9 protein-coding genes are annotated in these 15,530 nt (G+C 67.5%); 7 read left to right on the top strand and 2 right to left on the bottom strand.

The window, feature by feature from the left end; all coding sequences use genetic code 11:
- Nucleotides 1–2,565 (bottom strand): TonB-dependent receptor, encoded by a 2,565-nt coding sequence (locus ACP7A3_RS05030; RefSeq protein ID WP_426255114.1) that lies wholly within the window; start codon nucleotides 2,563–2,565, stop codon nucleotides 1–3.
- A gap of 271 nt (nucleotides 2,566–2,836) precedes the next feature.
- Here ACP7A3_RS05030 and ACP7A3_RS05025 point away from each other — a divergent pair, with 271 nt between their 5' ends.
- The 3 genes from ACP7A3_RS05025 (at nucleotide 2,837) to ACP7A3_RS05015 (ending at nucleotide 7,921) form a co-directional block, all read left to right on the top strand.
- On the top strand, nucleotides 2,837–5,251 hold the full coding sequence (locus ACP7A3_RS05025) for a TonB-dependent receptor domain-containing protein (protein ID WP_426255115.1): 2,415 nt from the start codon (nucleotides 2,837–2,839) through the stop codon (nucleotides 5,249–5,251).
- Nucleotides 5,251–6,567, top strand: a complete 1,317-nt coding sequence (locus tag ACP7A3_RS05020; RefSeq protein ID WP_426255116.1) for an alkaline phosphatase family protein — start codon at nucleotides 5,251–5,253, stop codon at nucleotides 6,565–6,567. Before ACP7A3_RS05025 ends, ACP7A3_RS05020 begins: the two co-directional genes overlap by 1 nt.
- 148 nt (nucleotides 6,568–6,715) lie before the next feature.
- A complete protein-coding gene (locus ACP7A3_RS05015) occupies nucleotides 6,716–7,921 on the top strand; it encodes a DUF1624 domain-containing protein (RefSeq protein WP_426255117.1) in 1,206 nt (401 codons plus the stop codon).
- Between the two features lie 6 nt (nucleotides 7,922–7,927).
- Here the strand turns inward: ACP7A3_RS05015 and ACP7A3_RS05010 are convergent, their stop codons facing one another.
- The gene (locus ACP7A3_RS05010) at nucleotides 7,928–8,782 is read right to left on the bottom strand and encodes an alpha/beta hydrolase family protein (RefSeq protein WP_426255118.1); all 855 of its coding nucleotides are present in this window, start codon (nucleotides 8,780–8,782) and stop codon (nucleotides 7,928–7,930) included.
- Nucleotides 8,783–8,943: 161 nt separating this feature from the next.
- On the opposite strand from ACP7A3_RS05010, the gene ACP7A3_RS05005 reads away from it, so the two are divergent.
- From ACP7A3_RS05005 to ACP7A3_RS04990, 4 genes are all read left to right on the top strand, one after another.
- Nucleotides 8,944–9,537, top strand: coding sequence for an RNA polymerase sigma factor (locus ACP7A3_RS05005; protein WP_226341845.1), 594 nt, complete (start codon nucleotides 8,944–8,946; stop codon nucleotides 9,535–9,537).
- Nucleotides 9,534–10,484, top strand: a complete 951-nt coding sequence (locus ACP7A3_RS05000) for a FecR family protein (RefSeq protein WP_426255119.1) — start codon at nucleotides 9,534–9,536, stop codon at nucleotides 10,482–10,484. Before ACP7A3_RS05005 ends, ACP7A3_RS05000 begins: the two co-directional genes overlap by 4 nt.
- Nucleotides 10,485–10,574: 90 nt before the next feature.
- The gene (locus tag ACP7A3_RS04995; protein WP_426255120.1) at nucleotides 10,575–13,448 is read left to right on the top strand and encodes a TonB-dependent receptor domain-containing protein; all 2,874 of its coding nucleotides are present in this window, start codon (nucleotides 10,575–10,577) and stop codon (nucleotides 13,446–13,448) included.
- Nucleotides 13,445–15,493, top strand: a complete 2,049-nt coding sequence (locus ACP7A3_RS04990) for a hypothetical protein (RefSeq protein ID WP_426255121.1) — start codon at nucleotides 13,445–13,447, stop codon at nucleotides 15,491–15,493. The genes ACP7A3_RS04995 and ACP7A3_RS04990 overlap by 4 nt, the downstream gene beginning before the upstream one ends.
- The last annotated feature ends 37 nt before the right edge of the window (nucleotides 15,494–15,530 follow it).

Raw genomic sequence — 15,530 nt, 5'->3', positions numbered from 1 at the left:
TCAATAGGCGGCCGACAGTGTTAGGAACCACTGACGCGGCGGGATCGGGAAGCCCGAGTAATTGTTCGTCGCCGATCCGACGCCGAGGGTCGAAATGCCCTTCTTGTCGAACAGGTTGGTGACGTTGAGCGCCAGCTCCGCCTTGCGCAGCGGGATGACGCCATCCGGCACCCGCGCCGCGACGCGCAGCGAGGTGAGGAAGTAGGAGGGCACCTTCGCATCATTGCTGAACGTCGCGTAGCGCGCGCCGACATAATCGCCGATCACCTGCACCTCGACCGGGTCGAGCGAGAGGGTGGCGACCGACTTGTTCATCCATTTGGGGATGCCGGGCAGCTGCTTGCCACAGGTGGGCACAATGCCGCCGCTGACCAGATAGCCGCCGATGCAGGTGTCCGTCGCCGCACCGATACCGCTGGCGGTCGAGGTATAGTCGCGCTTGTACTTGGACAGATTGTACGACGCGGCATTGTACAGTGACAGGATGCGGCCGAAGCGCAGCGTAAAGGCGGCGTCGACGCCGTCGGTCTTCACGTTGCCGACGTTGACCAGGATCGAGGTGCCGCCGGTGATCGCACCGCCGGCGATGCCGCCGGGGTTGGTCGAGATCGCCAGCAGCCGGTCCTGGAAGTCGACGTGGTAGTAATTGACCTGCGCGCTGAAGCCGATGCCGCCGCCGAAGCTGCGGTTGCTGCGCAGGCCGGCTTCATAGGTCCAGCTGCTTTCCGGCCGGCCGCTCTGCGCGAAGGCGTTGAACGCCGCCTGACTGCCCGTGAACCACGGGCCGCCGCCGCCCGCCAGATAGGCCTGATATTGCCGCAGGTTCTTCTGCGCGTTGGCATAAAGCTGTTCGTGGCCGTTGACGTCATAGGTCGCGCCGACGGCGGGCAGGAACCAGCGCAGCGTATTGATCCGCCCCTGCGGCAAATTGCCGGTCAGGCCGGACAGCGAGCCGGCCACCGGCTGTACCGGGAAGCGGCCGGTCGCCCATTGGGCGCTGGTCTTGAAGCCGGCCTGGATCAGCAGCCGGTCGAATGCCTGCCAGCTGTCCTGCAGGTGCAGCTGGAGTTGTTCGATCTTCGCATCGCCCTGATATTGCGTGAACAACGGCTGGGCGACCGAGAGCGGGCGGATGTAAGGCGTGCTGTTGCCCGGTGTGTCGACGTCGACGCCATACCAGCGACGCCACTGCGTCGTGCTATTGTGTTCGAACCAGCCGCCCAGTTCGATCTTGTGCGCGCCGAGATCGAGGTCGAGCGCGGAGATGACGCCCCAGCGGTCGATGCGATATTCGGTGGTGCGGGTGATCAGGCCCGACCCGCCCGTCGCGGTGACCAGCGCGGCCCCGGCCGCCGCCGCCTGCGCATCGGTACGCGCGGTGCAGTTCGTCGGGCGGATGCCGTTGGTATTGGCGGTGAAGCGGCAGTTGCTGGGCAAGGTCGCATACGCCGGATCGAGATAGGCCTGCGCGGTCGTGATCGACTGGCCGAGCGGCCCCGCGACGACGCCGACGCCGTCATTGTGATGATAATAGGCCGTGTTGGTCAGCGTGATGTTCTTGGCGAGGCGTGCCTCGTACCGGCCATAGGCGAGGTAATCGGTGCGCTGCGCATCCGAGTAATAGTTACGGTAATTGCCGCCTTCCGCCGCGGGCGAGTTGCCGAGCGCGCTGAGGTAATTGGTGCGATAGCCGTTGAAGTCCGGGTAGAAGAACGGCTTGGTATAGGGCGTGTAGAGCTGCGTCGCGCTGGCGGTGTTGCCGGCCGAGGGCTTGAAGAAGACCGTCGAATCCTCGTTCGGCTGCGTCATGTCGTTATAGTCGAAGTACAGCGTCAGCTTGCCGAGGCTGTCATCGTGGACGAACTTGGCGTTCGCCTGCCAGCCGCCCTGGATGCCGTTGAAGTCCCAGGCGCGGGCCCGCTGGCGGACGCCTGACACATAGGCGCTGTTGGTGCCGCCGCCGAAGGTGCCGGTGTCGATCCGCACGAAGGTGCGCGACGTGTCGTAGCTGCCGACGGTCTGCGCGGCCTGAATGCCGAGCGTCGGCAGCGGGCTGGACGAATAGGTTTCGACGGTGCCGCCCAAATTGCTGTTCGACGCGGTGGCAAGATCGCCCGCGCCGGTCGCGACGACGACGCGGCCGACGTTTTCCGAAATCACCGCGCGCTGCGGCGACAGGCCGTTGTAATTGCCGTAGCTCTGGTCGCCGAGCGGGATGCCGTCCATCGTATAGCCGAGCTGGTTGCCGGCAAAGCCATGGATGAAGATCTGGGCGTTCTGTTCGTTGTTCCCCCACGGGTCGGCGGTGACGTACAGCACGCCGGGCAGCGTCTGGATCGCCTTCAGTGGGCTGACGCCGGGCAGAATCTTCTGCATCTCGGTGCCGGGCAGTTCCACCGCGGTGCGCGTGCGGCCACCGGTGACGACGATGGCGGCGGGCTCCCCGGCGGCATCCGTCGTATCGTCCGCAGGGGCGGGGGCCGTCTGCGCCTGCTGCGCACGGACGGCGACGGGACTGACGGATGCGACGGCTACGGCCAGTAGCGACACGGACGGACGGATCATGTTCGGTTTTCCCCCACAACCGCAAAGACGTATGCGGCTGAGCGGCGCGGTAGAGCGCTTTCGCGGCAGTTTTGCTGCACCGCGACAACAGATCGGTGACATGTCTGCGGCGGTTCGATGACGCCGTGGCGCAAGGCCCGAACAAGGGCGGGGGGTGTCACGGAACTGTCTTTGATGCGTCATGACGGGCATGCCGAATTGTAGCACGGCCGTAACGATCGCCGCCCAATGCCGCCCCGACAGGCCGAATGGGCCAAAGGGGACCTACATCATGATCGCTTGCAAATGGCTTCTGTGTGCCGCGCCGATTGCGCTCGTCGCAGGTAATGCCGCGGCGCAGACCGTGTCGGCGGATGCCGCCGCGATGGCGCAGACCGAAACGCCCGCCACCGCGGATGCCACCGACGCTCCGTCGGGCGACATCGTCGTGCTCGGCTTCGGCCGGACGCGTCAGGTGCAGACCGTGTCGGCGATCGAGATGGAACGCCTGACCCCCGGCACGTCGCCGCTGAAGGCGATCGCCAAGCTGCCCGGCGTGAACTTCCAGTCGGCCGATGCCTTCGGGGCCTATGAATGGTCGACGCGCATATCGCTGCGCGGCTTCAACCAGAACCAGCTTGGCTTCACCCTCGACGGCGTGCCGCTGGGCGACATGAGCTACGGCAACGTCAACGGCCTGCACATCAGCCGCGCGGTGATTTCGGAAAACCTCGCCAGCACCACCGTGGCGCAGGGCGCGGGTGCGCTCGGCACCGCGTCGACCAGCAACCTCGGCGGTACGATCGAATTCGTCAGCCGCAAGCCGTCGGACACGTTCGACCTGGTCGGCTCCGGCACCTATGGCAGCAACAACACGTGGCGCGGCTTCGCGCGGCTCGACACGGGTGATCTCGGCGGCGGGCTGAAGGGCTATATCAGCTACGGCTATCTCACCACCGACAAGTGGAAGGGCTTCGGTTCGCAGCGCCAGCATCAGGTCAATGCGAAGCTGATGGAGGATCTGGGATCGCGTGGCAGCATCACCGCCTTCGTCGATTATTCCGACCGTCGCGAAAACGACTATCAGGACCTCAGCATCGACATCATCCGTCGCCGCGGGCTGAACAACGATAATATCTCGGACAACTACCCGCTCGCGCTGCAGATCGCGCGCGTCTACCAGAATCAGGCGACGCTGGCGGCCTATCAGGCGGCGAACAATGGATCGTCGGTGGGGTATGTCGCGCCCTGGACCGGCGCGGGCTTTACGCTGCCGAGCGGGTTCGGCACGGCCGACGATGCCTATTATGATGCGGCGGGCCTGCGGCGCGACTGGCTGGCGGGCGTCACGTTCGACGGCAAGCTGACCGACGCGCTGTCGATCGTCTCGACGACCTATTACCACCACAACAAGGGGCAGGGGTCGTGGATCACGCCCTATTCGCCGACGCCGGCCGGCGCGCTCGGCGGTAATGGACAGCCGCTGCCGCTCGCATCGACCGCGGCCTATAACCTCGCCTCGCCGCTCGGCTTCCGCACCACCGAATATGGCATCGATCGGGGCGGCAACATCACGCGCCTGACGCTGGAGACGGGCGCGAACCGGCTGGAGTTCGGCGGCTGGTACGAAAGCAACAGCTTTACCCAGGCGCGGCGCTTTTATGGGATGAGCAACACGACGCCCGATCGCAACGCCCGCGATTTCCAGTCGAACGCCTATCGCTCGCAGTGGAACGGCAAGTACGACACCGAGACGCTGCAATATTTCGTGGCGGATACGCTGACGCTCGGCGACCTGACGCTCAACGGCGGCTGGAAGGGCATGCGCGTCAAGAACCAGGCGAACCTGCTGGTGGGCACGCTGGTCAACGGCAAGATCAAGGCGGAGGACTGGTTCCTGCCGCAGGTCGGTGCGGTCTATCGCCTGGGTGGCGGTGCGGAACTGTTCGCCAGCTATACCGAAAACATGCGCGCCTTCGTCTCGTCGGCGACGACCGGTCCGTTCGCGACGACGCAGGATGGCTTCAACGGCATCCGCAACACGCTGAAGCCCGAAACGTCGAAGACGGTCGAGGGCGGCGCGCGCGTGCGCAGCGGCGGATTGCAGCTGTCGGCGGCGGGCTATTTCATCGACTTCTCGAACCGCTTGCTCACCTTCTCGAACGGCGCGGGGATCATCGGCAACCCGCCGACGCTGAACAATGCGGGCAGCGTCCACAGCTATGGCGCCGAAGTGTCGGCCTATTACCGTGTCGTCCAGCCGCTCTCGCTGTTCGCCAGCTATTCGTACAATCACGCGACCTATCAGAATGACGTGCGGAATGCTGCGGGCACCGTGCTGACCGCGACCGCGGGCAAGACGGTGGTGGATACGCCGGAGCATATGGTGAAGGGCGAGATCGTCTATGACGACGGCAGCGTGTTCGCCCGCGCCGGCGCGGACTATATGTCGAAGCGCTACTTCACCTATCTGAACGACCAGTCGGTGCCCGGCCGCGTGCTGGTGGATGCCAGCATCGGCTATCGCTTCGGCGAAGGCACGGGTATGTTCCATGGCTTCGCGATCGAGGGCAGCGTGACCAACCTGACCGACAAGAAGTACATCTCGACGATCGGGTCGAACGGCTTCACCGCGAGCGGGGACAATCAGACGCTGCTGGCGGGTGCGCCGCGCCAGTTCTTCGTCACGCTGCGTCGGGGCTTCTGATGCGGCGGCTCGCGACCCTCATCGCGCTGCTGCTGGCAAGCCCGGCAGCGGCATCGCCGGTGCTGCTGATCTCGCTCGACGGCCTGCGCCCCGGCGATATCAGCGACGCGAAGGCACGGGGCATGAACCTCCCCGTGCTCAGCGGCCTGCGGGCGGAGGGCGCGAGCGCACAAGGGGTGGTGGGTGTGCTGCCGACGCTCACCTACCCCAGCCACACCACGCTGGTGACGGGCGTGTCGCCCGGCCGGCATGGCGTGGTAAACAACCTGACGTTCGACCCCGAACAGAAGAACCAGGGCGGCTGGTATTGGTATACGTCGGACGTGAAGGTGCCGACCCTGTGGCAGGCGGCGCATGCCGCGGGCCTGTTGACCGCCAACGTCCACTGGCCGGTGACCGTCGGCGCGACCGGGATCGATGAGAATTTGCCGCAGATCTGGCGGGCCGGCACCGAGGACGATCGCAAGCTGCTGACCGCGCTGGCGACGCCCGGCCTCGTCGCGCGATTGGAGCGGCGCGTCGGTGCCCGCTATCCGCAGGGGATCGACGAGACGGTGGAGGGCGATGCGCAGCGCGTGGCCTTTGCCGAGGCGCTGCTGGCCGACAAGCCGCAGTTCACGACGGTGTACCTCGCCGGCATCGACCACACCGAACATCACGACGGCCCGGATTCGGCGGCGGCGAAGGCGGCGATCGAGGCGACCGATGCGCTGGTCGGGCGGCTGGTGCGCGCGGCCCGCGCGGCGATGCCGGACGTGACGGTGGTCGTCGTATCCGACCATGGCTTCCTGCCGGTGAGCACGGACATCAATCTGTTCAAACCGTTCATCGATGCGGGGCTCATCACGCTCGATGCCAAGGGGCAGGTGACGGGCTGGCAGGCGATGCCGTGGATTGCGGGCGGCACGGCAGCGATCCGCCTCGCCCGGCCCGATGATGCCGCGCTGCTCGCCAAGGTGCGCGGCGTGCTCGCGGCGATGGCGGCGAATCCGGCGTATAAGATCGCCAGCGTTCTCGACCGCAGCGCCATCGCCAAGGCGGGCGGGGATGGCGAGGCGAGCTTCCTCGTCGCGATGCAGCCGGGCACGGAGACGGGGCGCGACCCGGCCGCGCCGATCGCGAAGCCGTCCGTCTATAAGGGCATGCACGGTTACGTCCCCTGGGACCCGGCGATGCGATCGACGCTGATCGTCGCCGGGCCGGGGATCGCCAAAGGCAAAGACCTGGGCGTCCTCGACATGCGCGCGATCGCGCCGTCGATCGCACGGCGGCTGGGCGCGAGCCTGCCGTCGGCGGAGATGCCGGCGGTCTTCTGACGAGCCGAGGCACCGTTCGACCGTATCGGTGCTGATATAGTGTAACATTCGGCTTGTGCCGGATGCCCTGATCGACCAAAGGGCACCGGCCGTTGCGCCGCATCGTCGTGGTCCTGCGCACCGGGCGAACCCACGGAGACTGGCGACGATGACGGCTGCTTTGCCCGCCACGGCGACGATGGTGGCGGACACGGGGGAGCGGCGCGCCGCTCGTCCCGTGACGCGCCTGCGATTGCAGGGGATCGACGCGCTGCGCGGTTTCGTCATGCTGGTGATGCTGCTCGATCACCTACGCGAAACATGGTTCCTGCACGTTCCCGTGCCCGATCCGGTCGATGCGCGGGTGATCTTGCCCGCTTTGTATCTGGGGCGGCTGGCGGCGAGCCTGTGCGCGCCGGTGTTCGTCGTGCTGACCGGCCTGTCGGCCTATCTGTTCGCCATCCGGCATACGCTGGCGGAAACGCGCGCGTTTCTGGTCAAGCGCGGGCTGGTGCTGATGGCGCTCGACGTCTTCTACCTGTCCGAATTGTATTGGGGCGTCGCGAGTCCGACGATCTGGCTGCAGGTGATGTGGTGCATCGGTGTGTGCATGATCGTGCTCGCGGCGCTGATCGGCCTGCCGCGTCGGGTGTTGCTGGCGGTGGGGCTGGGAATCGTGTGCGGGCACAATCTGCTCGATCCGATCCATCTGCGTGCCGGCGATCCGCTGTTCCCGCTGTGGGCGATGCTGCACCAGCGTGACGTAATCGCGCTGCCGTTCGGACTGGCCGCCAAGACGACCTATCCGGTGCTGGCGTGGATCGGCGTCATCCTGCTCGGCTGGTCGATCGGGCCGTGGTTCGGCGGCGACGTACCCGCGGCCGCCCGCCGACGGCGGCTGGTCATGACCGGCGGCGCCATGCTGCTGCTGTTCGCGGCGCTGCGGCTGGCCAACGTCTATGGCGATGCGCCGTGGTTCGTCGTCGCGGGCGATGCGATGCGGACGTGGATGAGCGTCTTCGCGCTCACCAAATATCCGCCCTCGCTGCTGTTCCTGCTGCTGACGCTCGGCTGCGGCGCGCTGCTGCTCGCGGCGTTCGACCGGCTGGATGGCACTAGGCTGGTTGCGGCACTCGCGGTGTTCGGGGCGGCGCCGATGTTCTTCTACCTGCTGCACCTCACCGTCCTGCGCCTGCTCTATCACAGCGCGTTTGCGATCTGGGGGGCGACGCATGGCGCGACGTTCGGCGTCGATGACTACGGCTGGGTGCTGTTGTGGTATGTCGCGCTGATCGTGCCGCTCTACCTGCCGACGGCCTGGTTCGCGCGGTTCAAGGCGCGGCGGCGGGACATCGCCTGGCTGAAATATCTGTAGCGGCCGCTATCGCCCCGCCGGCATCACGCGCTTCAGGAACGCGGAGACCGGCCGTTCCCACACCGACGGATCGGCCTTGGCGAAGGTCTTGTGGCCGTCGTCGCCGAAGGACGGCAGGCCGACGAAGGTGACTGGCGGCGTCGAAGCTCCGGCATAGGCCGCATACATGCGATGGGCGAGATCGCGGCGGAAGAAATGGTCGTTGGCGGCGTAGAGCCACACTTGCGGCACGCGATTGCCCGCGCCGAAATGCCCCTCGGCGGCGATCAGCCGGTCTTCGCTGCCGCAGATATGCTCCTTGCCGTCGCCGCCACGCCCGCCGGCAAAGCTGATGACGCCGACGACGCCCGGCGGCGGCGCATCGGCGAGCGCGACCGCGCCGAAGCCGCCGGCGGACTGGCCGACCACGACGATCCGGCTGGGATCGGCACCCGGCAGCGTTGCGGCGGCGGAGACGATGGCGCGCTCGACCGCGGCGGTCTTCTCACCTGCGGCGACGTAATTCTCGTCCTGGCATCGCCCGGCGGCCTCGAGATACGAACCGCTCGACGTACCGAAGCCGGGGCGGAGGGCGGTGACGACCATATAGCCATGGTCGACGAACCAGGCGGCGGCGCGGACGAAGCCGAGTTCGACGCCGGGGAACTTGCTCTTGTCGGGCGGCGTGCCGTGGTTGATCACGACCAGCGGGAAGGGTCCCGACCCCGCCGGTCGGTACACGCGCGCGGCAAGCTGATAGCCGGTGCCGTCGATCGTGATGGGCAGCGTGCCGTCGGCCACCGTTGCGCGGGGCGCCGCCATCGCGGGCGACGCGATGGCCAGGCCGCATGTCGTCAGTGCCACGATCAGGACCTTGCGCATTCGAACTGCCCTCCAGCGTCGTATGCGGCGCAGGATGCGGCGCGGCGCGGGGCCGAGGCAAGTGAACTCGACGACAGGTTTCCGACATGTCCGGTGGCAATTGCGACAGGCCATCGACGGAAAGTGCGTGCTGCTGCATCTAGGGGTGTCGGGGAGAAGCCGTGCATTCGGATCAGCTAGTTGCCTGGGTCGGTCGTCACATCCTGCCGCATGAGCGGCGGTTGCGCGTCTGGCTGCGTGCGGCCTTCCCGACGGTGGACGTGGACGATGTGGTGCAGGAAACCTATTGCCGGATCAGCGGGCTGGACCGGTTCGATCATATCGACGATCCGCTGCGCTACGTCTTCCGCACCGCGCGCAACGTGGTGCTGGAACAGATCCGGCGCGAACGCGTGGTGAGCATCGAGGCGGCGAGCGGGCTTGCCGAGCTGGAACTGGTGCCCGAACCCGCCGGATCGCCCGAGGAGATCGTCGCCGGCCGCCATGCGCTGGCGCGGATCGAGCGGCTGATCGACGCGCTGCCGGACCGCGCGCGCACCATCTTTCGCCTGCGCAAGATCGAAGGCATCGGCCAGCGCGATATCGCCGCACGGCTGCGGATATCGGAAACGGTGGTCGAGAATGACGTGGCGCGGGGCTTGCGCCGCATCCTCGAACAGCTGACCGAGGAAGAGAAAGCGGAACTGCCGATCCGTCGCCGCCGACCGGCGGCCGTGCCGCGCGCGCGCGGCCGCGACGGGGAGACGCGGCGATGATCGCGGAAACCGCCAGCCGCTGGGCGGCCGCGCTGGATCGCGGGCTCGATGCGCCGGAGCAGGCCCAGCTGGCCGCCTGGTTGCAGGACGATCCGCGCCACCGCGGCGCGCTGCTGCGCGCGCAGGCGGCGCTGAGCCTGCTCGACCGCGGGCGCGCGCTGTCGGGGATCGAGCCGGAGGTGCAGGACGAGGACCCCCTGCCATCGCGCCGGCGATGGTGGCGTATGGGCGGTGCGGCGGTCGCGGCGGCGCTGGTTGCCGGGGTCGGGATCGGCCTGTGGCCCGATCGGGCGGCGCGGATCGACACCGCGCTCGGCGAGATCCGGCGCATGCCGCTGGCCGACGGATCGGTCGCGGTGGTCAACAGCGGCACGGCGCTGCGCGTGGCCTTCACGCCCGCGCGCCGCAACGTCGAACTGGCGAGCGGCGAGGCGTGGTTCCAGGTCGCGCACAATCCCAAGCGGCCGTTCGTGGTGGCGAGCGGACCCGTGCGGGTGCAGGCGGTCGGCACCGCCTTCGACGTCCGGCGGCAGGGGGATGCGGCGCGGGTCGTGGTGACAAAGGGCGTCGTGCGCATCTGGACCGAGGGAAGCGGCGTCGCACCGATCGACGTCAGCGCCGGCCATGCCGCGACGATCGACGCCAGCGAGCGGGTCGCGGTGCGCACGGTCTCCGCCCAGACGTCGGACCAGCAACTGGCGTGGCGCGACGGGCGCATCGTGCTCGACGACATGACGCTGCGCGACGCCGTCGCGGAGTTCAACCGCTACAACAGCGATCGGCTGGAGGTGGCGCCGGCGCTGGCCGGGCGGCGCGTGGTCGGCTGGTTCCGCACCTACGACATGGAAGGCTTCGCCAACGCCAGCGCCGCGATGGTTGGCGGCCGCGTCGAACGGCATACCCTGTCCAGCGGGGGCGAGGTAACGCGGATCGTCCCCGCAAAATAATTCGTCCACCACTGACGGAAATAGGGCCGCAATACATCCTTGAGGGCACGCGCCATGCGAAGCGCGGACACAGTTTCAGGGAGGGGTTCCATGCGCACAGGTCATATCTTCAGTCTGCCTCTGGTTTCGGTCGCGGCGATCGCCGCAGGGATCGCGACGCCTGCCGTCGCCGCCCAGCCCGCGGTCCGCACGTTCAACGTGCCGCGCCAGCCCGCCGCCACGGGCCTCGTCCGCTTCGCGCAGCAGGCCGGCATCCAGATCCTCGCGCCCAGCGACGTCACCCGCGGCCAGACGGTCGAGGCGGTGAAGGGCCAGCTGAGCATCCAGGAAGGCCTGCGTCGCCTGATCGCGACCAGCCGCCTGCGCCTCGTCTCGTTCGACGGCCGTACAGCGGTGATCGCTGCAGGCGCGCAGGGGGCTGCCCCGCGCACCGTCAGCTATGGCACGCCGCAGGACACGACCGCCGCTCCGACCGGCGCCGACCCCACGCAGGTCGCCGACACCGCCACCGCGGACGATAACCCGCAGAACGACATCATCGTCACCGGTAACACCTCCGACAAGCGGACGCTATTCAACTCGTCATCGAACGTGACGCTGGTCAATGCCGCCGACCTGCTGCGCAAGGCACCGCGCTCCACCGCCGACACGCTCGAACTGGTGCCGGGCGTGTTCGTCGAAGGCACGGCGGGCCCGATCTCGAACAATTATTCGGTGCGCGGCCTGCGTGGCGGCGGCCAGAGCTTCATCACGCTGGAAGAGGACGGCATGCCGATCCTGTACGGCGGTGGCGGCGCGGACTTCTACTTCCAGAACGACATCACGATCGCGCGTATGGAAGCGGTGCAGGGCGGCACGTCGGGCGTGCTGGCGCCGAACGGCGCGGGTGCGACGATCAACTTCATCTCGATGAAGCCCGATCACGACAAGGCGACCGCGATGGTGCGCTACACCGGCACCACCTATGGCGACCTGCGCGCCGACGGCTATTTCTCCGCACCGATCGCAGATGGCTGGGCATTCAACGTCGGCGGCTATGTCACGTCGCAGCGCGGCGTGCGGCGCACGCCGTTCACCTTCAACGCCTATGACGTGAAGGCGATGCTGGAGAAGCAGTTCGCTGGCGGCGGCTTCGTGCGCTTCACCGTCAAGCATGGCGACAAGCACTTCCCCTATTATGCCGACATGCCGTTCCGCGTCGCCACCGACGGCACGATCAGCAGCGTGCCGAGCCTGGACCTGAAGCGCGACGATGTCGGCGGGCGCGGCTTCACCCAATTCCTCGTGCCCAATTCGCCCGCGACGGGCCAGAGCCTGCGCCGCTTCAGCTCGGCCGATGGCGTCCACGTCAAGTCGACGACCTATCGCATGGATGTCGAGGTGCCGGTCACCCCGAGCCTGCGCCTGTTCGGTCGCGCGCGTTATCTGGATGGATCGTACGACTTCAACGGCATCTTCCCGGGCAGCGGATCGGGCACGGCGGGCCTGACCTCGGCGGTCAACTACCTCAATCCGGCCGTCTCGCCGCTCGCCGGGCTGACGCCGCTCAATGGCTCGACGCTCACCTATTTCCAGGTGGCGGCGGCGCGCTTCCCCAACACCGCGCAATATGGCCTGCGCAACATCCGCACCGGCCAGGTGATCGCCGCGTCGGATACGGCGACGCTGAACGCGCTGAACGGCAACGGCCTGCTCCAGCAGACGGTGCTCAACCACCAGACGCTCGCGACCAAGGACTTCGGCAGCGACTTTGGCGTGAAGTGGGATGCGGGCGGCAGCAACATCGACAATTCGCTGACCGTCGGCGGCATGGTGTACAACGTACGCCGTCGCAACAACCAGTCGGCGGTCGCGACCGTGCTGAACGACGTACGCAACGATTCCAACGTCTATGATATGGTGGCGCTGAACGCCGGGGGCGGCGTGATCGGGTCGCTGACCAACAACGGCATGGTCAATTACGGCAATTGGGGTCAGGGCCTGTTCAATGACGAGGTCACGTCGCTGTCGGCCTATTTCAACGACGAACTGACGATCGGCGAGAAGCTGCACATCGACTTCGGTGCGCGCTACGAACACCAGCACGTCCGCGTCGACATCGGCAATACCGCCGGAACCAACGCGCTCGTCCCAGCCGGCACGCCCGGGATCTACGACAACGTCGGCAGCACGTTCAATGGCACCTACACGCGCCAGACGGCGAATTACTCCGACTGGGCCTATACTGCCGGCATCAACTACGAGCTGACCGACCATGTCGCGCTGTACGTGCGCGGTGCGCATGGTTTCCAGACGAACGGCGGCGACACGGGCGGTACGCATGCACCGACCGGGCTGACGCTGTACGAAGGCGGCGTGCGGTTCAATGCGCGGGGCTTCAACGCCTCGGTCATCGGCTTCCGCACTGAATTCCGCGACCAGAACTATCAGTTCATCAACCCGGCCAACCCGGCGCAGGCGAGCAATGCGCTGGCGGACAATTTCACCAACGGCGTGCAGGTCAATGCGACGCTGCGTCCGGTGCAATTCTTCAGCGTCGATGTGCAGGGCGTCTATCAGGACCCCAAGCTCAGCAACCTGCGCTTCAACGGCGTGGCGCAGCCGCAGTATAACGGCAACACGCCGGAGCGGACGCCCAAGAAGCTGCTGACGGTGACGCCGTCGTTCATCCTGCCGGGCGGCCTGGGTGAAATCTATGGTCGCTGGAAGTATATCGGCAAGATCTTCGCCGACAGCGGCAACGGCATCGCACTGCCCGACTATAGCGTCTTCTCGGTCGGTGCGAGCATCGACGCGACGCCGCGGCTCAACCTGTCGGTCAGCGTCGACAACCTGACCGACACGAAGGGCTTCACCGAAGGCAACCCGCGGCAGGGCCAGACGCAGACGATCGTCAACGGCTATTTCTACGGCCGTGCGATCGTCGGTCGCAACGCGCTGTTCAGCGCGACGCTGAAGCTGTGAGGGTGAAGGCGGGGTTGCGGCTGTCGCTCGGTCTGGCGATGGCTTTGGTGCTGACCGGGGCGGGCGCCGCGCCTGCTCAGGTCGAGCATTATGCGGTGCGTGAGGGGCTGAACGTCAACAGCTTCACGCGCGCCGGCCCGGTCGCGGCGCATGTCGTGTTGCGATCGGGCAAGCAACCCCGCCTGCTCGTCGCCTTTCCGGCGGGCAGTAGCGGCACCGCTCTCTGGTTCGAACCGCTGGCCAAGGACGCCGAATGGCGGCTGGAGGGCGAACCGCAACCGGTGACGACGCGCGATGCCAAGGGGCGCCCGCTGCACGGCGTACGCTTCGTGGCGACGATCGCAGCGGACCGGTTGGTGCCGCGCCAGGCGGTGCTTTCCAGCATCCGTGTGCTGCGCGACTATCAGGCGCTGGGCAAGGCACCCGCCGAGGTGCTGACGCCGGCACGGATGACCGGCGACACGATCCGCTGGTCGCGCGATCGGCTCGACGGGGCGGCGGGGTATGACCTCGCGATGCGGGTGACCGGCGGTGCGATCAAGGATGGCGCCATCCGTGCCGGCAAGGACGGAACGATCCGCTTCGCCGTCACCGCGCTGACGGGCGAGACGCCGCTGACCCCGCGTGGCGGCGCGGACCTGCTCAATACCAGGGCGCAGCCCGATCCGGGTGCGCGCAACGCGCTGACCTTCCTCAGCTATGCCGAGAAATATCTGGCGGGGTCGTGGCGCTTCGACACCTATTTCGGGCGCGACACCCTGATGTCCGTCCGGCTGCTAATGCCCGCGCTGCAACCCGCGGCGGTGGAAACGGGGCTGGCCTCCGTCCTCGCCCGCCTGTCGCCGCAGGGCGAGGTGGCGCATGAGGAGGATATCGGCGAGTTCGCCATCCTCGACCATCAGAAGACGGACGGAAGCCTATCCGACGCGCCGGTCTACAATTACAACATGGTCGACAGCGACTATATGCTCGCCCCGGTCGCGCGGGCGTGGCTGCTCGATGATCCGCGTGGGCGGACGCGGGCGGCGGCGTTCCTGGCGCAGCGCGTCGGGGCTGAGACGATGGGCGCGCGGATGGTGCGCAACCTGCGCTTCGTGCTGCAGCAGGCGGCACCCTTCGCCAGCGACCCGGTCGCCGCCAAACTGATCGCGCTGAAGCCCGGCATGGATGCCGGCGAATGGCGCGACAGCAACGACGGGCTGGCGGGCGGGCGCATTCCCTATGACGTCAACGCCGTGCTGGTCCCCGCCGCGCTGGATTCCGCCGCGGCGTTGCAGGCGAGCGGGCTGCTCCGTCCCTATCTGTCTGCCAGCGACGCGCCGGCGTTCGCGGGCGCCCGTGCGGTCGCCGATATATGGCGCGCCAAGGCCCCGCCGCTGTTCGACGTGACGCTACCCGCCGCCGCGGCACGGCAGGCGGTGAGCCGCTACGCTGGCACGATCGGCGTGCCCGCCGCGCCCGCGCTTGCGGCAATCGGCACTGCGCCGGTCCGCTTCCCGGCGATCGCGCTCGACGCACAGGGACGTCCGATCCCAGTGCAGAACAGCGATCCGGGCTTTGCCCTGTTGTTCGAAACGCCGTCGGACGACGCGTTGCGCGTGATGGCGGGTGGCTTCATCGATGCGTTCCCGGCGGGGCTGCGCACGGGCGCGGGCATGCTCGTCGCCAATCCCGCCTTTGCCGATGCGGCGATCCAGCGGAAATTCTCGCCCAACGCCTATCACGGCACGGTGGTGTGGAGCTGGCAGCAGGCGCTGGTCGCGGCCGGGCTGGCGCGGCAGCTGGAACGGCGCGATCTGCCGGCCGACGTCCGCGTGCAACTGACCCGCGCGCAATCCTGCCTGTGGGACGGGATCGATGCGACGAAGAGCGTCCAGAGTTCGGAGTTATGGTCGTGGCGCTATGCCGATGGCCGCTACAGCGTCGTGCCGTTCGGCGCGGCGGGCGCGGATGTCGACGAATCCAACGCAGCGCAATTGTGGAGCACGGTCTATCTCGCGCTGCGCCGACCGACCGGGACAGCGGTGGCCTGCACGGGGCGATGACGCTCGCCGACACAATCCCGATCGGATAGGCTCGGCG

It is taken from the genome of Sphingomonas sp. DC5200-1 (genome assembly GCF_049897245.1).
In the GTDB taxonomy this organism is placed as follows: Bacteria; Pseudomonadota; Alphaproteobacteria; order Sphingomonadales; family Sphingomonadaceae; genus Sphingomonas; species Sphingomonas aquatilis.
This window is presented reverse-complemented; position numbering and strand designations above follow the sequence as displayed.